This window comes from Flavobacterium columnare NBRC 100251 = ATCC 23463 (assembly GCF_002530675.1).
Lineage (GTDB): Bacteria > Bacteroidota > Bacteroidia > Flavobacteriales > Flavobacteriaceae > Flavobacterium > Flavobacterium columnare.
The window spans coordinates 1-19567 of sequence record NZ_PCMX01000006.1 but is presented as its reverse complement, the minus strand read 5'-3'; the positions used below and the strand labels follow the sequence as shown (position 1 = coordinate 19567).

General features: G+C 31.2%; 15 protein-coding genes and 1 pseudogene. 9 read left to right on the top strand and 7 right to left on the bottom strand.

The window, feature by feature from the left end; all coding sequences use genetic code 11:
• The first annotated feature begins 62 nt into the window (after positions 1–62).
• From glpK to B0A78_RS01230, 4 genes are all read left to right on the top strand, one after another.
• Complete coding sequence (glpK, locus tag B0A78_RS01245; protein ID WP_014164214.1) at positions 63–1550, top strand: glycerol kinase GlpK; 1488 nt, start codon at positions 63–65, stop codon at positions 1548–1550.
• A complete protein-coding gene (locus B0A78_RS01240; protein ID WP_014164215.1) occupies positions 1551–3104 on the top strand; it encodes a glycerol-3-phosphate dehydrogenase/oxidase in 1554 nt (517 codons plus the stop codon).
• 5 nt (positions 3105–3109) lie between these two features.
• On the top strand, positions 3110–3820 hold the full coding sequence (locus B0A78_RS01235) for an MIP/aquaporin family protein (protein ID WP_065213940.1): 711 nt from the start codon (positions 3110–3112) through the stop codon (positions 3818–3820).
• 196 nt (positions 3821–4016) lie between these two features.
• The gene (locus B0A78_RS01230; protein WP_014164217.1) at positions 4017–4607 is read left to right on the top strand and encodes an RNA polymerase sigma factor; all 591 of its coding nucleotides are present in this window, start codon (positions 4017–4019) and stop codon (positions 4605–4607) included.
• A 366-nt stretch (positions 4608–4973) separates the two neighbouring features.
• Here B0A78_RS01230 and B0A78_RS01225 read toward each other — a convergent pair whose 3' ends face one another.
• Entirely contained in the window at positions 4974–5633 is a 660-nt protein-coding gene (locus B0A78_RS01225; RefSeq protein ID WP_014164218.1) for an endonuclease III domain-containing protein, read from the bottom strand.
• Positions 5634–5666: 33 nt separating this feature from the next.
• On the opposite strand from B0A78_RS01225, the gene bcp reads away from it, so the two are divergent.
• Positions 5667–6125, top strand: coding sequence for a thioredoxin-dependent thiol peroxidase (gene bcp, locus B0A78_RS01220; protein ID WP_014164219.1), 459 nt, complete (start codon positions 5667–5669; stop codon positions 6123–6125).
• Positions 6126–6457: 332 nt separating this feature from the next.
• Here bcp and B0A78_RS01215 read toward each other — a convergent pair whose 3' ends face one another.
• On the bottom strand, positions 6458–7042 hold the full coding sequence (locus tag B0A78_RS01215; protein WP_014164220.1) for an acyl carrier protein phosphodiesterase: 585 nt from the start codon (positions 7040–7042) through the stop codon (positions 6458–6460).
• Between the two features lie 98 nt (positions 7043–7140).
• Here B0A78_RS01215 and glmM point away from each other — a divergent pair, with 98 nt between their 5' ends.
• The gene (gene glmM / locus B0A78_RS01210) at positions 7141–8529 is read left to right on the top strand and encodes a phosphoglucosamine mutase (protein WP_097609307.1); all 1389 of its coding nucleotides are present in this window, start codon (positions 7141–7143) and stop codon (positions 8527–8529) included.
• Between the two features lie 439 nt (positions 8530–8968).
• The gene (locus tag B0A78_RS01205) at positions 8969–10645 is read left to right on the top strand and encodes an amino acid permease (protein WP_249030934.1); all 1677 of its coding nucleotides are present in this window, start codon (positions 8969–8971) and stop codon (positions 10643–10645) included.
• A gap of 495 nt (positions 10646–11140) precedes the next feature.
• Here B0A78_RS01205 and B0A78_RS01200 read toward each other — a convergent pair whose 3' ends face one another.
• The 4 genes from B0A78_RS01200 to B0A78_RS01185 form a co-directional block, all read right to left on the bottom strand.
• Positions 11141–12415 (bottom strand): glycosyltransferase family 4 protein, encoded by a 1275-nt coding sequence (locus B0A78_RS01200; RefSeq protein ID WP_077225742.1) that lies wholly within the window; start codon positions 12413–12415, stop codon positions 11141–11143.
• A gap of 25 nt (positions 12416–12440) precedes the next feature.
• A complete protein-coding gene (gene crcB / locus B0A78_RS01195; RefSeq protein WP_225556191.1) occupies positions 12441–12794 on the bottom strand; it encodes a fluoride efflux transporter CrcB in 354 nt (117 codons plus the stop codon).
• A 14-nt stretch (positions 12795–12808) separates the two neighbouring features.
• Positions 12809–15232: a YfhO family protein gene (locus B0A78_RS01190; protein ID WP_097609306.1), complete on the bottom strand. Its 2424-nt coding sequence runs from the start codon at positions 15230–15232 to the stop codon at positions 12809–12811.
• A gap of 255 nt (positions 15233–15487) precedes the next feature.
• Positions 15488–15847, bottom strand: a complete 360-nt coding sequence (locus tag B0A78_RS01185; RefSeq protein WP_225556160.1) for a DUF4834 family protein — start codon at positions 15845–15847, stop codon at positions 15488–15490.
• A 76-nt stretch (positions 15848–15923) separates the two neighbouring features.
• Between B0A78_RS01185 and B0A78_RS15045 the strand changes: the two are divergent.
• Together B0A78_RS15045 and B0A78_RS01175 are read left to right on the top strand one after the other, a co-directional pair.
• A pseudogene (locus B0A78_RS15045) lies at positions 15924–16990 on the top strand (transporter).
• Positions 16991–17002: 12 nt separating this feature from the next.
• Entirely contained in the window at positions 17003–18121 is a 1119-nt protein-coding gene (locus B0A78_RS01175) for a GTP cyclohydrolase (RefSeq protein ID WP_065213289.1), read from the top strand.
• A 201-nt stretch (positions 18122–18322) separates the two neighbouring features.
• Here the strand turns inward: B0A78_RS01175 and B0A78_RS01170 are convergent, their stop codons facing one another.
• Positions 18323–19390, bottom strand: a complete 1068-nt coding sequence (locus B0A78_RS01170) for a branched-chain amino acid aminotransferase (RefSeq protein WP_014164229.1) — start codon at positions 19388–19390, stop codon at positions 18323–18325.
• Positions 19391–19567 lie beyond the last annotated feature (177 nt).

The following is a 19567-nucleotide window of genomic DNA, read 5'->3' as shown; positions in this document are numbered from 1 at the left end:
AATATTTTTTCAAAAACTAGATTTTGATTTTGTTATATTTGATAAAACTATGCGCGCATATTATGTCAAATTATATTTTATCATTAGATCAAGGAACTACAAGTAGCCGCTCTATTTTATTTGATTTAAAAGGAAATGTTGTAGCGGTATCTCAGAAAGAATTCTCTCAGATTTATCCTATACCAGGTTGGGTAGAACATGATCCTATAGAAATTTGGGAATCACAACTTACAACTATTTTTGAAGTGTTAGAAAAAGCACAAATTAAAAGTTCAGAAATAAAAGCCATAGGTATAACCAATCAGCGCGAAACCACAGTATTATGGGATAAAACCACAGGGATGCCTATTTATAATGCAATCGTTTGGCAAGATAGAAGAACAGCTGTTTTTTGTGATGACTTGAAGTCTAGAGGACTCAATAATATAATTCAACAAAAAACAGGTTTAGTAGTTGATTCCTACTTTAGTGGAACTAAAGTAAAATGGATTCTAGATCATGTTGAAGGAGCAAGAACAAAGGCTGAACAAGGACAAATCTTATTCGGGACTATTGATACTTGGTTACTTTGGAATTTAACTCAAGGGAAAGTTCATGCTACCGATGTAAGTAACGCAAGCCGTACCCTATTTTGTAATATTCATAATTGCGAATGGGATGAAGAATTATTGGAAATATTAGATATTCCAACGAGTATTTTGCCTCAAATCTGTAGCAGTAGCGAAATTTATGGTTATACAAATGTTTTAGATTCAGCAATTACTATTCCAATAGCAGGAATAGCAGGAGATCAACAAGCAGCCTTATTTGGTCAAATGTGTATTCAACCAGGAATGGTCAAAAATACATACGGGACAGGATGTTTTATGTTAATGAATACAGGTAAAGAATTAATTCCTTCCCAAAATCATTTGTTAACAACCGTTGCTTGGAAAATAAATGGAGTGACACATTACGCATTAGAAGGAAGCGTTTTTATTGCGGGTGCCGTTGTTCAATGGTTGCGCGATGGTTTAGGTATTATAGAATCTTCAGAAGATGTAGAAACATTGGCTGAAAAAGTACCAACTACAGAAGGGGTTTATGTAGTGCCTGCTTTTGCTGGTTTAGGAGCACCTTATTGGAATCAGCATGCAAGAGGAACTATTGCAGGATTGACAAGAGGAACTACAGCCGCTCATATAGCCAGAGCTTCTTTAGAAAGCATAGCCTATCAAACACGCGATGTATTATTAGCAATGCAAGCAGATAGCCATATTTATATAAAAGAATTACGTGTAGACGGAGGTGCTACAGTTAATAATTTACTTATGCAATTTCAAGCCGATGTATTAAATAGCAAAGTAATAAGACCTATCATTACAGAAACCACAGCCCTAGGAGCTGCTTACTTAGCTGGTTTAGCCGTTGGTTTTTGGAAAAGTATAGAGGAATTACAACAACAATGGCAAGTAGAAAAAGTATTTACCTCCACAATGGAACCTGAATTACGAAATTCTTTGAACGAAGGTTGGAAAAAAGCTATTAACGCATCCGTAGCATTTATATAGATGAATAGACAAGATCAAATCCAAAAACTAAAATCCACCAATGATTTTGATATTATTATAATCGGAGGGGGAGCAACAGGGTTAGGATGTGCTGTAGATTCAGCCTCTCGTGGATATAAAACATTATTAATAGAAAAAAACGATTTTGCCAAAGGGACTTCAAGTCGAGCTACAAAACTAGTTCATGGAGGCGTTCGATATTTAGCCCAAGGAAATATACGATTAGTAAGAGAAGCCTTACTTGAAAGAGGAAGATTGTTAAATAATGCACCTCATGTTTGTAAAAAAGTGTCTTTTGTAATGCCTGCTTATCATTGGTATGATAAATGGTTTTATGGAATTGGATTATGGATATATGAACTATTATCAAGTAAATTAAGTCTAGGAACAACTCAATTTTTATCAAAAAAACAAACAAAAGAATTTCTACCTGATTTAGATTCAAAAGATTTATTTGGAGGAGTACTGTATTATGATGGTCAGTTTGATGACAGTCGATTAGCAATAAATTTAGCACAAACAGCTATTGAACAAGAAGCAATAATTGTTAATTATTTTGAAGTAATTGATTTCATAAAGGAAGAAAATTGCCTAAAAGGAGTTAAGATAAAAGACGTATTGACTCAGGAGGAATATTATTTTAAATCAAAAGTAGTCATTAATGCCACAGGCGTTTTTGCCGATGATCTTTTGTCTTTAGCTGAAAATACTAATTCTAAAACAATAGCACCATCTCAAGGAATTCATTTAGTTATTGATTCCTGTTTTTTTAAAGGACATCATGCCCTAATGATGCCTAAAACAGATGATGGTAGAGTTTTTTTTATAATTCCTTGGTATGATAAAATAATTTTAGGGACTACAGATACAGCCGTTAGCCAAGTTGTAGCCGAACCTTTAGCTTTAGAAGAAGAAATTCAATTTGTTTTAAATCATTTTAATAAATATTCTTTAAATAAAATAACTCGAAAAGAGGTTAAGAGTGTGTTTGTAGGATTAAGACCTTTAGTAAAAAAAGATGATGTAACTGCTACTAAAGTAATGCCCCGAGATCACGTAATAACGGTTCTTCCTTCTGGACTAATTCATATTATTGGAGGAAAATGGACAACTTATAGGAGCATGGCTGAACATACTATAAATGTAGCTATTCAAACAGCTAATTTACCGTTTAAAAAATGCCGAACCAAGTCACTTAAAATTCATGGTTGGACTCATCTAAAGGATTCTACTCATTTGTCTATTTATGGAGCAGATGGACCTAAAATAAAAGAATTACTGCAAAAGAATAGCGGATTAGCCGCTCGGTTACATCCTAAATATCCCTACACAAAAGCAGAAGTCGTATGGTTTCTTCGTAATGAAATGGCTCAAACGGTAGAAGATGTTTTAGCAAGACGTATTCGATTGTTATTTTTAGACGCATTCGCCTGTTTGGAATGTGTAGAAGTAGTTGCAGAAATAATAGCTACGGAAAAAGGAATAACAATTGAAAATATGCAAAAAGAAATACAAGAATTCAAACAATTAACCAAACAATATTTAACAAAATAAAAATGATAAATCCTTTTTTAGCAGAATTTATTGGAACTATGATCGTATTATTATTAGGTAATGGAGTAGTAGCCAACGTCGTTTTAAATAAAACAAAAGGAAATAACGGAGGATGGATTGTAATTACTTTTGGATGGGCAATAGCTGTTTTCGTAGGAGTATATATGACAGCCTCAAGTAGTGGAGCACACCTAAATCCTGTAATATCATTAGCACTAGCCATTCTAGGGAAACTAGCGTGGTCCAATTTGCCTTTTTATATTCTTTCCCAGTTTTTGGGAGCTATGTTTGGTTCATTACTCGTTTATTTAGTTTATAAACAACATTATGATCAAACAGAAGAGGCTGGATTGGTAAAAGCTACTTTTTGTAATGAACCAGCAATTAGAAGTGTTTTACACAACTTAATTTCAGAAATAATAGCCACCTTTGTTTTAGTTATAGGAGTGTTGTTTTTAACAGGAGCAGAAAATTCTTTGGGAAGTTTAGACGCATTGCCCGTTGCTTTATTGGTTTTAGGAATAGGACTTTCATTAGGAGGAGCCACCGGATATGCTATTAATCCTGCACGCGATTTAGGACCTCGTATTATGTATGCTATTTTACCCATTAGGTATAAAGGAAGTGCTGACTGGACTTATAGCTGGATTCCTGTGTTAGGACCTATTCTAGGAAGTGTCTTAGCCGTTTGGATTTTTACATTGCTTGCGGCATAATATATTTAAAACATAGTAAAGCAACTTTAATAAAATTAGAACTATATTTTTGTAAATATGTTAAAAAAATATATTTTTTATTGTTATGAGGAAAAAAGTCATAACTTTGCTACCTAATATTTAAACCAGAGCTTATAGAATAACAATACTTTTAATTATAGTTTTTTATCAGAATAACTTTTAAAAAGTATTGTTTATGGCTACTACTTCAATTTCAGATGCACTCTTAGTAAAGAGCTATATAGAAGGTAACGAGAATGCCTTAGCTCAATTGATCGATCGTCATCAAACTAAAATTTACGGTTTTATCTACTCCAAAGTACAAGACAACGAAATTGCAAATGATATTTTTCAAGATGTCTTTATTAAAGTTATAAAAACTTTAAAAGGAACTGGAAAACATTATAATGAAGAAGGAAAATTCCTGCCTTGGGTTATGAGAATTGCTCATAATTTAATTATAGATACTTTTAGAAGAGAGAAGAAAATGCCTAAATGTAGAGATACAGAAGAATTTTCTGTTTTCTCTCTAATTACAGATGGATCACCTAATATTGAAATGAAGATGATTGCAGAGCAGGTAGAGAATGATCTGATCCGTTTGATAGAAGAACTACCAGAGGATCAACGTCAAGTATTAGAAATGCGTATATATGATGATTTGAGCTTCAAAGAAATAGCAGAAATAACCGGAGTTAGTATCAATACAGCTCTAGGACGTATGCGCTATGCTTTGCTTAATATGAGAAGAAGTATAGAAAAAAACAATATTACTTTAGCCAGTTAGGATAATAAAACAGATAAAATTTACGTTATAATCCAAACAATTATAAAAAGAAATTATGGAGAAACTTTATACAAATAAAGCACCTCAATTTCCTAAAATAATGCCAAAAAGAGAAACGGTAAATTTTATTTTGAGTTATTCAAAAGCTTTAAAAATAATAAAAATAGAGGGTAATAAATTTGAGTTAGTTACCAACTAGTACTTGATTAGGCAATGTTTTTAAAAAGGGAGCCCCAAAAACTGTAATCTTGTCATTTCACTTCGTTCAGGTCTTTGACTGAACCAAGTGAACAGATGAAGGGATTAGACACTACCCCAATTATCCGATTCCTTCTCTTGGAATGACAAACTAAATCTTTATTACTTTTAGGATCCCTTTTTTTTATGGTACTCTTTTATAACACTACTTCTTCCAATCGTTTTAGTAATAATATCATTTTCAAGTCTCCAACCCCTTGCTGGAGAATATTCTCGACCATACCATATAATCTGCAAATGAAGATCATTCCACGTTTCTTTAGGAAAAAGCCGTTTAGCATCTTTTTCAGTTTGTTGTACAGAAGAACCATCTGAAAGATTCCAACGATACATTAATCTATGAATATGAGTATCAACTGGAAAAGCAGGAATACCAAAAGCTTGACTCATAACAACACTGGCTGTTTTATGTCCCACTGCTGGTAAAGCTTCTAGCGCATCAAAAGAAGCAGGTACCATTCCTCCGTGTTTTTCGATTAAAATTTGAGATAATCCAAAAATCCCTTTTGATTTCATAGGAGATAGTCCACAAGGTCTTATGATTTCTTGAATTTCCTCAACACTTAATTTAATCATATCGTATGGATTGTCCGCTTTTGCAAAAAGAAGAGGTGTAATCTGATTAACTCTAACATCAGTACATTGAGCAGAAAGTAAGACAGCTATTAATAAAGTATAAGGATCTTTATGATCTAAAGGAATAGGTATAGTAGGGTAGAGTTCTTTAAGAGTGTTAATTACAAAATTAACTTTTTCTGCTTTGTTCATTATTCTTTATTTTTACCAAAAATAAGTAAAACAATGATAAATTTAAAAATTGGAGACAAAGCTCCTGATTTTTCAGTTGTAGACGAAAATGGAAATTTGCATGAATTAAAAAAATATAATGGTAAAAAAATAGTGTTATTTTTTTATCCAAAAGCAAATACCCCAGGCTGTACTGCTGAAGCATGTGATTTAAGTAATAATTTTGAAAAATTCACCTCTCTTAATTATGTACTGCTAGGAGTGAGTGCAGATAATATTAAAAACCAAAAAAAATTTTCAGACAAATTTAGTTTCCCTTTTCCTTTATTGGCAGATGAAAATAAAGAAATAATTCAAGCATACGGAGTATGGGGACCTAAAAAATTTATGGGAAAAGAGTTTGACGGTATTCATCGTACCACATTTATAATTGATGAAAAAGGATACATAGAAGACATTATTCTAAAAGTAAAAACAAAAGAGCACACATCTCAAATTTTAAAAACACTTTAATTGTCTAAAGTACTACAGAAAAGTGTCTTGACATAATACTTTTCTGTAGTGCTTTAATAAAAAAAGGCTCCCAAAAAATGTAATCTCAATCAGAAAAGAACACCTAAAACAAGTTACATAACGCTTATAACTTGATTCCTTTTCTAGTTAATCGAACAATAACGTTAAACTAAATTACACATTAGAAATCTATTCCAACCTAAAACGACTTCAAAAATAAGCACTTACTCCTTTTTATTGTATTTTTAGATTTCACAACGAAGTCTAATGCGTAATCTGGGGTAAATAATTACTTAAAAACAGCTTCTGTTTTTTTAATCATAACAATCCGTTTAAAGGGTAGCTAGTTTTAACTCAGATTCTTTCATGAGAATTTGAAAAAAAGCAGTAAATTCTTCTTCAAAAAGTAGATAAAACTCTTTTAATTCACATATTGCTTGTGGCATATTTACCCTATGTTGCGTTCTATAATCCATCTGAAAAAGGATCATTTCAATTCCTGTGAGTGTGCTATAACTTACAAGCCAATTATTAGCTATCATATAAGGAAGCATATTTTGTGTCTTAGGAGTCAATAGATTATAATTGTCTTTTAGTAATTGGTAAAAAGCATGAGCATATAGATCTAATGGTATAGAATGGTAATTGATCCAATTTTTTGCTAAAAAATGATCATAAAAAATATCCATAATAACACCAGCATAATGACCATAATTTTTATGAAGTCTATGTTTACTCTTCCTATATAAAGGATGTGCATCTGTAAAAGAATCTATAAACCTATGCAAAAGAATACCTTTCTGGATTTCAATATCAAATTTGGTGTACTCTTTTCCGCGTATACCATCAGCCATGAAATTACCTATTTTGAGTAATTCATTTTCACCAGATAAATAAATATGAGCTAAAAAATTCAAGATTATTATGTTTTAATCATTTTAGAAGTGTTATAAATATAGTTTTTTTACTTAAATCTTTAAAGTATATTTGTTTTACAATTATAAATATAACAAAAATGACTTTAATAAAATCAATATCAGGAATTAGAGGAACCATAGGAGGGAGTGTAGGCGATAATTTAACTCCAGTAGATGCAGTAAAATTTGCTTCAGCTTACGGAACTTTCCTAAAACAAAATATTTCAAAAGATAAATTAAAAGTATGTATTGGTCGTGATGCTCGTATTTCGGGACCTATGATTCATAACTTAGTAGTTAACACATTAATAGGCTTAGGAATTGATGTAATTGATTTAGGCTTGTCTACTACTCCTACAGTTGAGGTTGCAGTACCTTTAGAACAAGCAGATGGAGGGATTATTTTAACCGCTTCTCACAATCCTAAACAGTGGAACGCATTAAAATTATTAAATGCGAAAGGAGAATTTTTGAGCGGTTCAGAAGGAGCTAAGATTTTAGAAATTGCAGAACAAGAAGCATTTGATTTTGCAGAGGTTGACTCGTTAGGGGAAATCATAGAAAATGATGCTTACATGGATATTCATATCGATGAGGTGTTGAATTTACCTTTAGTAGATACTCAAGCGGTTGCACAAAAAAAGTTTAAAGTAGTAGTTGACGGAGTTAATTCTTCGGGAGGAATTATTATTCCTAAATTATTAGAGCAAATGGGAGTAGAAGTAGTTAAGTTATATTGCGAACCTAATGGCCATTTTCCGCATAACCCAGAACCATTAAAAGAACATTTAGGAGATATTTGTAAATTAGTAGTAGAAGAAAAAGCTGATTTTGGCATTGTGGTAGATCCAGATGTAGATCGTTTAGCTTTTATTTCTAATGATGGCGAAATGTTTGGTGAAGAATATACATTAGTTGCCGTAGCAGATTATGTTTTAAGTAAAACACCTGGAAATACAGTTTCTAATATGTCCTCGTCTCGTGCTTTAAGAGATGTTACAGAAAAATATAAAGGAACGTATCAAGCCAGCGCAGTAGGAGAAGTGAATGTGGTAGAACTAATGAAAGCTACACAGGCAATTATAGGAGGAGAAGGAAATGGAGGAATCATCTATCCAGAAATTCATTACGGACGCGATGCGCTAGTAGGAGTTGCTTTGTTTTTAACTCATCTGGCTAATCAAGACAAAACAGTTGCCGAAATGAGAGCCGATTTTCCTCAATATTTTATGAGTAAAAACAAAATAGAATTGACACCTCAAATAGATGTTGATGGAGTGATGAACCAAATAGCAGAAAAATATATAAATGAAAATATTTCAACAATTGATGGAGTAAAAATTGATTTTCCAACGGAATGGGTGCATTTAAGAAAATCAAATACAGAGCCTATTATCCGTATTTATACAGAAGCACCTTCACAAAAAGAAGCCGATATTTTGGCAGAGCGCTTTGTGAGTGAATTAAAACAGTTAGCAGGGGTTTAATTATTTTGTATATGTAAAAATATTTTGTACTGTTTCTAGAAATAAATTTCAGTATTCAATCGTTTTTAGATCAACGCAAGTATGTTGGGTAAATAGTAAAAGAGATCTAATAAAAACGGTTGAGTACTTTTTTTAAACAAAACCACAAAGGATAGGGTTATTTCTATTCTTAAAACTAATGTAAAAATACCACAGTTAAGGAGGTCTAAGGCATATAGAAAAATAGAAATAAAGATATTTTTTCTAAAAATATTTTTTAAGAGTCTATTCTAGATGTATTCATTTCAGTTAGTAGTTAACTTAAAATGTATTTTTTTTTGATTACAAAACCTGTTTTATGCAAAACCAAATAAAAACATAAAAAAAAACAGATAAATAAAAAAAATTCTACAAGTTTTATATATTTGTTCGTCTTAATAAAAAAAATCAATCAAAAAATATGTTATTAACACGATTATTTAGAAAAAAATCACTGGACGTAATCTTAAAACAAGGAGGTGATGGAGAACACTCGGGATTAAATAAGGTGTTAACAGTTAAGGATTTAACCTTTTTTGGGATAGCAGCTATTATTGGTGGAGGTACTTTTTCGGCTATAGGCAATGCCTGTTTTTCAGGAGGCCCAGGTGTCATTTTGTTATACATTATTTGTGCTATAGCCTGTGGTTTTACAGCTATGTGTTATGCTGAGTTTGCTTCAAGAGTTCCCGTTTCAGGTAGTGCTTATACGTATGCTTATGTTTCTTTTGGAGAATTGTTTGCCTGGATCATCGGTTGGGCATTATTAATGGAGTATTCAATAGGAAATATTTATATTGCTTTTTCATGGAGCGGATATTTTACTAACCTTTTAGAATCCTTTGGATTACATTTACCCGAATGGTTAACAATAAACTATAAATCAGCACATGTAGCTTTTTTAGAAAATAAAACAGGAGAAGGATACTTAGCTTGGCAAAATGCTCCAGAAATCGCAGGGTTAAAAATTATTTTTGATATGCCAGCTGTATTAATAAACGTATTAATAACCTATTTAATTTATAGAGGAACCAGCGAATCAAAAAATGTAAGCAACTTTATGGTATATCTGAAATTAGTTGTTATAGTACTAGTAATAGCAGTTGGTGCATTTTATATAGATATTGATAATTGGACTCCTTTTATGCCTAATGGTTTTAAAGGCGTCATGGCAGGAGTTTCAGCCGTTTTCTTTGCATATATAGGTTTTGATGCCGTTTCTACTTTAGCAGAGGAAAGCAAAAACCCGCAACATGATTTGCCTAGAGGAATGATTTATTCATTAGTAGTTTGTACCATAGTATATATTATTTTAGCACTAGTATTGACTGGAATGGTAAAATACGATCTATTAGGGGTTAGTGATCCTTTAGCTGAAATTTTTGCCTTAAAAGGAATAAAATGGATGTTGTTCATCGTATCGATTGCTGCAGTAGCTGCAATGACTAGCGTTATGTTAGTTTTTCAAATGGGCCAACCTCGTATCTGGATGACTATGAGTCGTGATGGATTAATGCCTAAACAATTTGCTTCTATACATCCGAAATACAAAACACCAGGATTTGCTACCATAGTAACAGGAATCGTAGTCGGATTACCAATCTTTTTTACAGATGAAAATTTTGTTCTAGATTTTACTAGTATAGGTACTTTGTTTGCTTTTGTATTAGTTTGTGGAGGCGTTCTCATGTTAGCACCTCATAATGAAAAAGAAGCGAATAATCCAACCAAAGGAAAATTTAGGATACCATATATAAATTCAAAATGGATTTTTCCAATCATAGTTGTTTTGTCTTTAGGAACTATAAACTTTTTATTGCCTGATTATTTTAGTACCACTTTCAGTTTAAATGAGACTAATCTAACAACAAACTTACCTTTTATAGTGTTTTTTATATTTACTTTAGTTATGGCTGTTTTGTCTTTCTTAAAAAATTTATCACTTATACCATTATTAGGATTAATATCTTGTTGTTATTTGCTAACAGGGATGGCTGTGTCTAACTGGAAATGGTTTGGTGTTTGGTTACTAATAGGATTAGTAATTTATTTTTCATACGGATTTAAAAACAGTAAGCTAAATAAAAGTAGTTTATAAAAACATAAAAAAATATTTAAATGTACAAAAAAGTTGTTCTCTGAAAATAAGAACAACTTTTTTTATGGGTTAAACCAATATCTTCTATAAAATAATTAAAAGAATTGTTGTTTTTTACAAACATTCGGATTATGTGTTAGATTTTGTAACGAAAATGATGCAAGAAAAATTTTCGTATGGATTTAGTTTTAGATACATTGTTTTCATCTATAATAAGGGCCTAACACGGAATCTGGGATAAAACAAAGAAGGGCTGTCTGAAAAGGGGGTAATCTGGTCCTTCGACTAAAGGAACAGGCGAAGTAAATCACATCGCACAACGCTGGTCATGTCACGTCAACGATAGGAGAAGTGACATGATCAGCGGTTGTGTTTTTATTTTTCAAACACCTTCTTCTATTTTATTTGAATTTGAAATATTTTTAAGTACTATTTTCACACATTACGCCCAAAACTGCCCTTTAAAAAAAATTAGAGTATTTTTTCTAAAACACCTTACAAAATATCAACCAGTTTTTTTGTTAAATTTTTACGAGAATAGTGTTGCAATCCTACAGCATATACCTTTAAATTGTTTTCTAAATAAGTATTAAAATACACTAGTATCTTTTCTTTAAGAGCTTCTTTTTCGTTATACGTAAAAAAACTACCAGTATTAGTGTCTGTTATGATAGATGCAAAATCAGAATCTTTTGGACCAATAGCTATTATTGGTCGTTCTGAAACTATATATTCAAAAACTTTCCCTGGAATAATACTTTTTGTATCTTCAGAGTCTATTTCAATTAAAAGTAAAACTTGAGATTTCCGTTGATGAGCAATAGCTTCTTCATGGGAAACATAGCCTAAATTATTTACAAACGAATCTAGATTAAATGCTTTTATAGAATTAAGAACTTCCTGACTAGTTGCGCCAATTAATTTTAATTCAAAATTCTTAGAAAAAATAAAATTTTCAGTAGTTAGCTCTTTTAAAACCTGCCACAAAATTTGAGGATTTCTATCGGATAGAAAAGAACCTATATGAGCCAATGAAAATTTTTTATCTAAAGTCTGTTTATTTATTCTTTCTACATCATAACCATTTGTAATTATATGTATAGGTTTTGTTGTAATAGATTGAAATTCTTTTTTAGTAGTCGGACTAGTAACAATTAGTTCATCTGCCGCATTCATGACTTTATGTTCAAGTTTTTTATGTTTTTTAGCAGAACTCTTAGTTAATTTCAATGCTTTATGATAACCAATAGTTGTCCAAGGATCTCTAAAATCAGCTAACCACTTGATATTTAGTTTTTCCTTAAGTCCTAATCCAATTAAGTGTAGGCTATGAGGAGGACCTGTGGTAATTATAGTATCTATATTATTTTGTTGTATGTACTCAGATAAATAAGTAATAGAAGGGTTTACCCATAAAACCCGTGCATCAGGAATAAATACATTTCCTCTGATCCATAACAATAGTTTCTGTATTAATGACTGTTTTTTTTGTGTAGGAATTATTCCTGAACTTATTTTTTGGGTACTATTTTTCGAAAAAAGAGAAGCCCATGTATAAGGTTCTATAATAGGTCTTTTTAGGATGGTTGTAGTAGAAGACACTTCTTCTATTAACTTTTTATCTAGTAAAGGATAAGTAGGGTTTTCAGGTATGTATACAATGGGTTTAATATTGAAATCGGGTAAATATTTTACAAATTTCAACCATCTTTGAACGCCTGGGCCACCAGCAGGAGGCCAATAATAAGTTATGATTAATACTTTTTTCATTACAATACTTTTTTAAAAAAGAGGGCTAATTTTTTACTAAATAAATACCTAGGTAAGTCATGCCAAAACCAAGGGCTATACTTAAAAAAGTATACAAGAAAGCAATTCCTATTTGATTATTTTGTAATAGTTGAATGGTTTCATTAGAAAAGGTAGAAAATGTAGTAAAACCACCGCAAATTCCAGTCATAAAAAAAAATCTCAATTCAGTTGTATGATAGATTTGTTTTTCAAAATAACCAAAAAAAAGGCCAATTAAAAAACAACCTATACTGTTTACCATAAAAGTTCCAGTAGGAAAACCACTTACAACAAACCGATTAAAAAAAAGAGAGGCTAGATAGCGTAAAATGCTACCTATGCCTCCTCCAAGTCCTATATAAAATATTGATTTCAGTTTATTGATTTCTTTTTAATTAAATAAATACCCCCTATGATAAGTCCTATCATTAAAATGAAGCTTACCAATGCTATAATGCTACCTGTTTTTACAACTTGAGGTTCAAACTTAAATTCTATACTATGTTTACCCGCAGGAATAGGCAAGCCTCTTAGAATATAATCTACACGATAATGATCAACTAATTTTCCATCTATATAAGCATTCCAACCTTTGCCATAATACATTTCAGAAAATACCGCAAAACCATTTTTTGGATTTACGGACTCGTATTTTAAATCATTCGATTTGTATGATTGTAATGTAATCTTAGCATTTTCGTTTGAAATCGTTTTAGCCTCTTTAAATTGTTGATTTTTTTCAGAAATGGTATTTAAAATAGCCACCGATTTTGAATTAAAGTTGTTTAAAGACTTCATTTCTTCATCTGCTGATTTAACAAATTTAATTGATTTTACAAACCAAGCATTACCATTTGCTTGTTGATTACGAATAGGAAATTGTTCTCCTTTTTCATTTTTTTGTATTAAATATTTTACATTGAGCATATTTAATACTTCTATATTGTTTTTTGCAATTTGATAATCAAAAAGCTCTTGCATTCTTCTTGGTTTAGCAGCATGATATCCTCCGATAGATTTATGAAAATAGGATGCACGAGGATCACTCATTACATTTTGAGAAACTTCAAAAACTCTGTAATGCGATTTGTCTTGTAAGATGGCCTCATCAAAAGGAGCCATGATAAAAGGGGTATCTACTTCAGAAGCATTAACAAAATCCGATGAATTTACATAATTTTTAGCAATCAAAAATAAATCAGTTACCATTAATAAACCTACAACCCAAGTGGCTGCTTTATGAGAAATAGTCTTTTTAAAACTTAAAAACAATGTTCCAGCAGTTAATAGGATTAAAACCATGGAACGTAATAAGTCCGATGTAAAAAGTGCTTTTCTATCTTCTTTTAAAGCATCAACAAATCCAGGGCCATAAGAATCAATGAAATAACTATCTCCTGAACCTGAAAAACTAAATAACGACTTAGAAAGTAATATTAATAAAAGCGTTCCTATGCTGAACAAACTAGCTTTCATAAGACCTTCTTTTTGTTCTTTTTCTTCAGATATAAAATAAGCCTGTAGTCCTAATACAGCCAACACAGGCATACAAAGTTCTAAAACCACTTGTATAGAAGATACTGCTCTAAATTTATCATAAAAAGGAACATGATAGATGAAAAAATCCGTTAATAAAGGAAAATTTTTGCCCCATGATAGGACTAATGAAACGATAGCACCTGTTAGAAAAGCATATTTAATGTTTCTCTTATCAATAAATAAAGCCAAAACAGCCAAAAAGAACACAATAGCACCTATATATGCAGGAGCCGCAACTATGGGTTGATCTCCCCAATAAGTAGGCAATCCTTTTACTATTTCTTTAGCTTGATCCTCAGGAACTTCTTGCGATAAAACGAAGTTATACATAGCTGATTTGGTTCCTATATTTTCGCTATTAGAACCCCCGAAAATTCTAGGGGATATTAAATTTAAACTTTCGGCTAATCCATAACTATACTCAGTTATATAATCGTAAGTCATAGAGGTTTCAGCATTATTTTTTTTGCCATTAGGGCTAAAAGTTAATTCATTTTTACCACGTGTACTCTCCTTAGCATATTCTTGAGTAGCTAATATACCCGTTGCATTTACTCCAATTGAAACAACGCCTGCTACTGCAAATATTCCAAAACTATAGATTAATTCTTTTAAATCATTTTCTTTGATAGCTTTGTAAACATAATAAGCAGTTAAAACCAATAAGAAAATGAATAAATAATAGGTCATTTGAAAGTGATTGGCATTAAGTTCCAATGCTGCAGCAATCATTGTTAGAACTCCACCAATAATCCATCTTTTCTGAAAAACCATTAATACACCAGCTACTACCATAGGCATATAAGCAATTGCATGAGCTTTTGCATTATGCCCAACTCCTAAGATAATGATTAAATAGGTAGAAAAACCAAAAGCCAATGCACCAAAAAAAGCTTTTAATGGTTTTACTCTTAATGCCATTAATAAAACATAAAAACCAAGAAAATAAAGGAACAAATAATCAGCTGGTCTAGGTAAAAAGCGTACAATAGAATCAACTTTCTTAATATAATTATGTGGATAATTAGCACCTAATTGATAAGTAGGCATTCCTCCAAAAGCACTATTAGTCCAATAAGGTTCCTCGTTGTATTGTGCCCTAAAATCATTTTGTTCTTTAGCCATTGCCGTATATTGAACAATATCAGATTGCAGAATTTTTTTACCACTTAAAACAGGATAAAAATAGATAATAGCAATCAGTACAAAACCTATAATGGCTAGTGCGTGCGGATAAAAACGTTTTAAATTATTCATAAATGAAAGTCAATCAAAATAAGGCGTGAAGATAGTAAAATTTTAGATTTTTGGGGTTAGAAATTCATTTAACCAAACTTATTGCTAATATTCATTAACTATATTTCCAAGGCAAGTCTTAATCCGTTTGTATAAAGAAACAATAAAAGCCTATGGTTTTAAGCAATTCCAGCCTATTAGTCCAATTTATGGGATCGTTAAAAGAAAACGTGTTAATTATATATGTATAACATCCAATATTAAAAATAGTAAAATCTATTCTACTTCTTCATAATCCACATATTCGCCTACTTGTTTCGTTGGTTTTTTGAAATCCCGATTAGATCCCTCCTGTCTATAGGTTGTTTCTTGTTCAGATTGTTCAAAGTTTCCCTTTTGATACTGACGATTAAGGTTTTCTTGAGCTTTGTCCATCACTTTTCGCATGATGATCGGTAGAAAAATACGACTTAGAATTTTTATCAGATAATAAAAACCTAAAATGTAAATAATGGTCTTGAATAAACCAGATATAGAAGCCTCTTGCATTTTTATTTTTTTTTCAAAAATAAAAAGATTCATTACACGTTTGAACGGTTTTAACTTATTTTTTAGCAGAATTAGAAATACTATCATAATTTAAGAGCCTTGTTTTAAAAAATCTTTTTTCTTTAAAATAAAATAGTACTTTTGAAACTATAGAATATAGGTCATGAAGCAAATCAAATATTTATTTATAGCGCTTTGTTTAGTCGTTTCTAATCAGATAATTGCGCAATATACAGATGAAATTAATACCAATAGACCCGGTAATTCAGCAGGTGCTTTTTCGGTTGGGAAAAACGTTTTGCAGATAGAAGGAGGTTTATACTATGCTAACGAATCACATTCAGTATTAAATTATGAGGCCAATGGTTTTGGAGCAGACTTAACCACTCGTTACGGACTTTTAAAAGAACAATTAGAGGTATCTCTTGATTTGCAATATCAAATAGATCACTATACTGCTGGAATCTTTAATAAGAATAGAAAGGGTTTACGTCAAACAACCTAGGAGCCAAATATCTTTTTTATGATCCATTTAAAAAAGGTGAAAAAAAACCTAACATATATAGTTGGAGGGCCAATCATAAATTTGATTGGAAACGATTAATCCCTGCTATATCAGGATATGTAGGTGTAAATTATACTATGAATAATGATTATGCCATACCAGATGAATTAGCTTTTTCTCCTAAAGCAGTTTTGATTACACAGCATCATCTGGATAGAAGATGGGTAATCGTGACTAACTTTTTTGCCGATAAAATTATTTCCAAAGCATTTAATTATGGTTATGTAATAACTGTAACCTATGGGATTAACGAAAAATGGTCCGCAATGCTTGAAAATAAAGGAATTAAAGGGAATTATTACTCAGATGGTATTTTTACTACAGGGGTAACTTATTTGTTAAATAAAAACCTCCAATTAGACGCTTCTATTAGTAAAAATATAAAAAGCACACCTGATTTATTATATGGAGGATTGGGAGTTTCTTGGCGATTTGATAAAAAGCATCAAGATCCAAAAATTAAAAACGGCAAAGAGGTTAAAGAAGTTAAAAAAGAAGAAAAAAGAAAATCAAAAAAAGGTATTTTGTCAGAAGAAGAATTAGATAAAGCCGCTGAAAAAGCAGAAAAACAAAAACGAAAAAACGAAAAAAATAAAATAGAAGAAGTAAAGCCTGTAGAAGAAAAGAAAAAACGTGTTGATGATTTAGAAGATTCAGGTAACTAAGCGGTTTTATATATGATAACAATTATTGAAGCTAAAACAAAAAAACAACTAAAGGAATTTATAAAATTTCCATTTCAATTATATAAAAACAACCCCTATTGGGTACCACCATTAATTAGTGATGAAATGGAAACCTTTGATAAAAAGAAAAATCCCATTTTTAAAAATGCAGAAGCCTACTTTTATCTAGCTTATTCAAACAATACAATAGTAGGACGTGTAGCGGCCATAATTAATTGGGACGAAGTAGAACAATTAAGTAGAAAAAAAACACGTTTTGGTTGGTTTGAAGCTATTGATGATATAGAAGTTACCAAGCTATTAATTGAAAAAGTAACAGAATTAGGGACCAAAAAACAAATGGATCATATAGAAGGACCTATGGGATTTTCTAATTTAGATAAAGTAGGATTTCTTACCACAGGATTTGATCAGTTGAGTACTGCTATAGGCTGGCATACACAACCGTATTATATAAACCATTTTGAAAAATTAGGCTTTCAGGTGGAAAAAAAATACATAGAAAGTGAATTTAGTTTTGATGGGGTTCCTTATGAACCCATAAAAAAAGCCTCGGATCTTGTAAAAAAACGTTACGGTTTTAAATCTATAAATTTTACTAATACAAAAGAAATAGAACCCTATGTAGATCGAATGTTTGAATTGTTTAATCAGTCATACGTGAAACTTCAGTCATTTGTTGTTATTACTAAAGATCAGATTGACTATTTTAAGAAAAAATACATCCCCTTTGTGAATCCTGAATATATAAAATTTGTAGAGGATGCAAATGGAAATATTATTGCTTTTGCTATTGTTATGCCTAATTATGCTCCAGCTCAACAAGCAATAAAAGGAAAACTTTTTCCTTTTGGTTTTTTAAAAATGCTTCAAGCAAAGAAAAATAATAAGGAAGCCGTTTTTTACTTAATAGGAATAGCACCTGAATACCAAAGCAAGGGAGTAACAGCGGTTATATTTGAAGAGTATCACAAGGTTTTTACTAAAAGAGGGGTAACTAAATGCATCAGGACACCTGAACTAGAAGAAAATGTAGCGATACAAAATCTTTGGAAAAACTTTAATCCTATAATTACGAAAAGAAGATGTACTTTTAGTAGATCTTTGTAAGTTACCACAGTAAAAAGGTTCCAAAAAAGAAGAGTTAACTAATACTTGTATATATTTCTAAACAAAAATAGAATATAAAACACTAGAAAAGAAATCAAATACCTTAAAAAACGACCCCCTGCTTTTTAAAGATATCTAATTTTTAAAAAACAGGAGGTATGATTTATTTAAATTTAAAAGAAAGACTTACATAATAAGCAATTAGATCTTAACAGTCCATCCAAAAGGATCATTAGTTACTTTATGCTGAATAAAAGTTAGTGATTCTTTTAATTGTTTTGCATAAGAATTGTCAATAGTAGGCAGTTCGTAATATTCTTCTTTGTATTGAAAACCTTTTATAGGGCTTACAACAGCTGCAGTACCCGCTCCAAAAATTTCAAGTAAACTACCGTCTTTTGCTGCTTCAATTAATTCAGAAACAAATACTGGACGTACCATTACTTGTATACCTTTACTTTCAGCTAAGGTAATTAAGGTTTTACGAGTTATTCCATCCAAGATACGATCGCTAGTGGGGGCTGTAAGTAATGTGTTGTTAATTCTAAAAAACACATTCATTGTACCGCATTCTTCTAGTTGTGTGTGTGTAGCATCATCAGTCCAAATTATTTGCTGAAACCCAGCTTCATTTGCAAGTTTAGTAGGGTAAAATTGCCCAGAATAATTCCCAGCAGCTTTTGCTGCACCTATTCCTCCATTAGCAGCTCTACTGTAATAATCAGCAATCATTACTTTCACATCGCCTGAATAATAAGCTCTAGCTGGTGATAGAATAACGCAAAAACGATATTGAGAAGAAGGTTGTGCAATCACTCCACTACCTATAGCTATCATAAATGGTCGAATATAAAGGGTATTACCTATTCCTTTTTCAATCCAAGCCTCATCAATTTTTAGCAATTCTTTTAAAGCATCTATAAAAATAAATTCTGGAACCTCAGGCATACACATACGTACAGCTGATTTATTCATGCGAATATGGTTTTCTTGTGGGCGGAATAACCAAACCGAATTGTCCTCTGCCTTATAAGCCTTCATACCTTCAAAAATAGCTTGTCCGTAATGAAAGACTTTTGCAGAAGGATCTAATGTAAAAGGTTGGTAAGGTTGAATGGTAGGTTTTTCCCAAGAACCATTCCTGTAATCACAAACAAGCATGTGATCTGTAAATACACTACCAAAAGTTAAAGCATCAAAATCAATTTGATTAATTTTGGAAGAAGTGCTCTTAATTATTTCAATGTCACTTATAGTTTGTAAGCTCATTACCTTTTTTTCTTGCTAAGTTAAAAAAAATAATATCTTTTGTTGTGAAATATGTATTTTTTTTCGCTTAAAAGCCGATATTTTTTTATTTTGTTGAAATAAAAAGGTTTTTTATTAAAAATTTTGCTATAAATTAAGAAAAATTAAATTAAAAATATTTTAGCAAGAGTTTTTTTT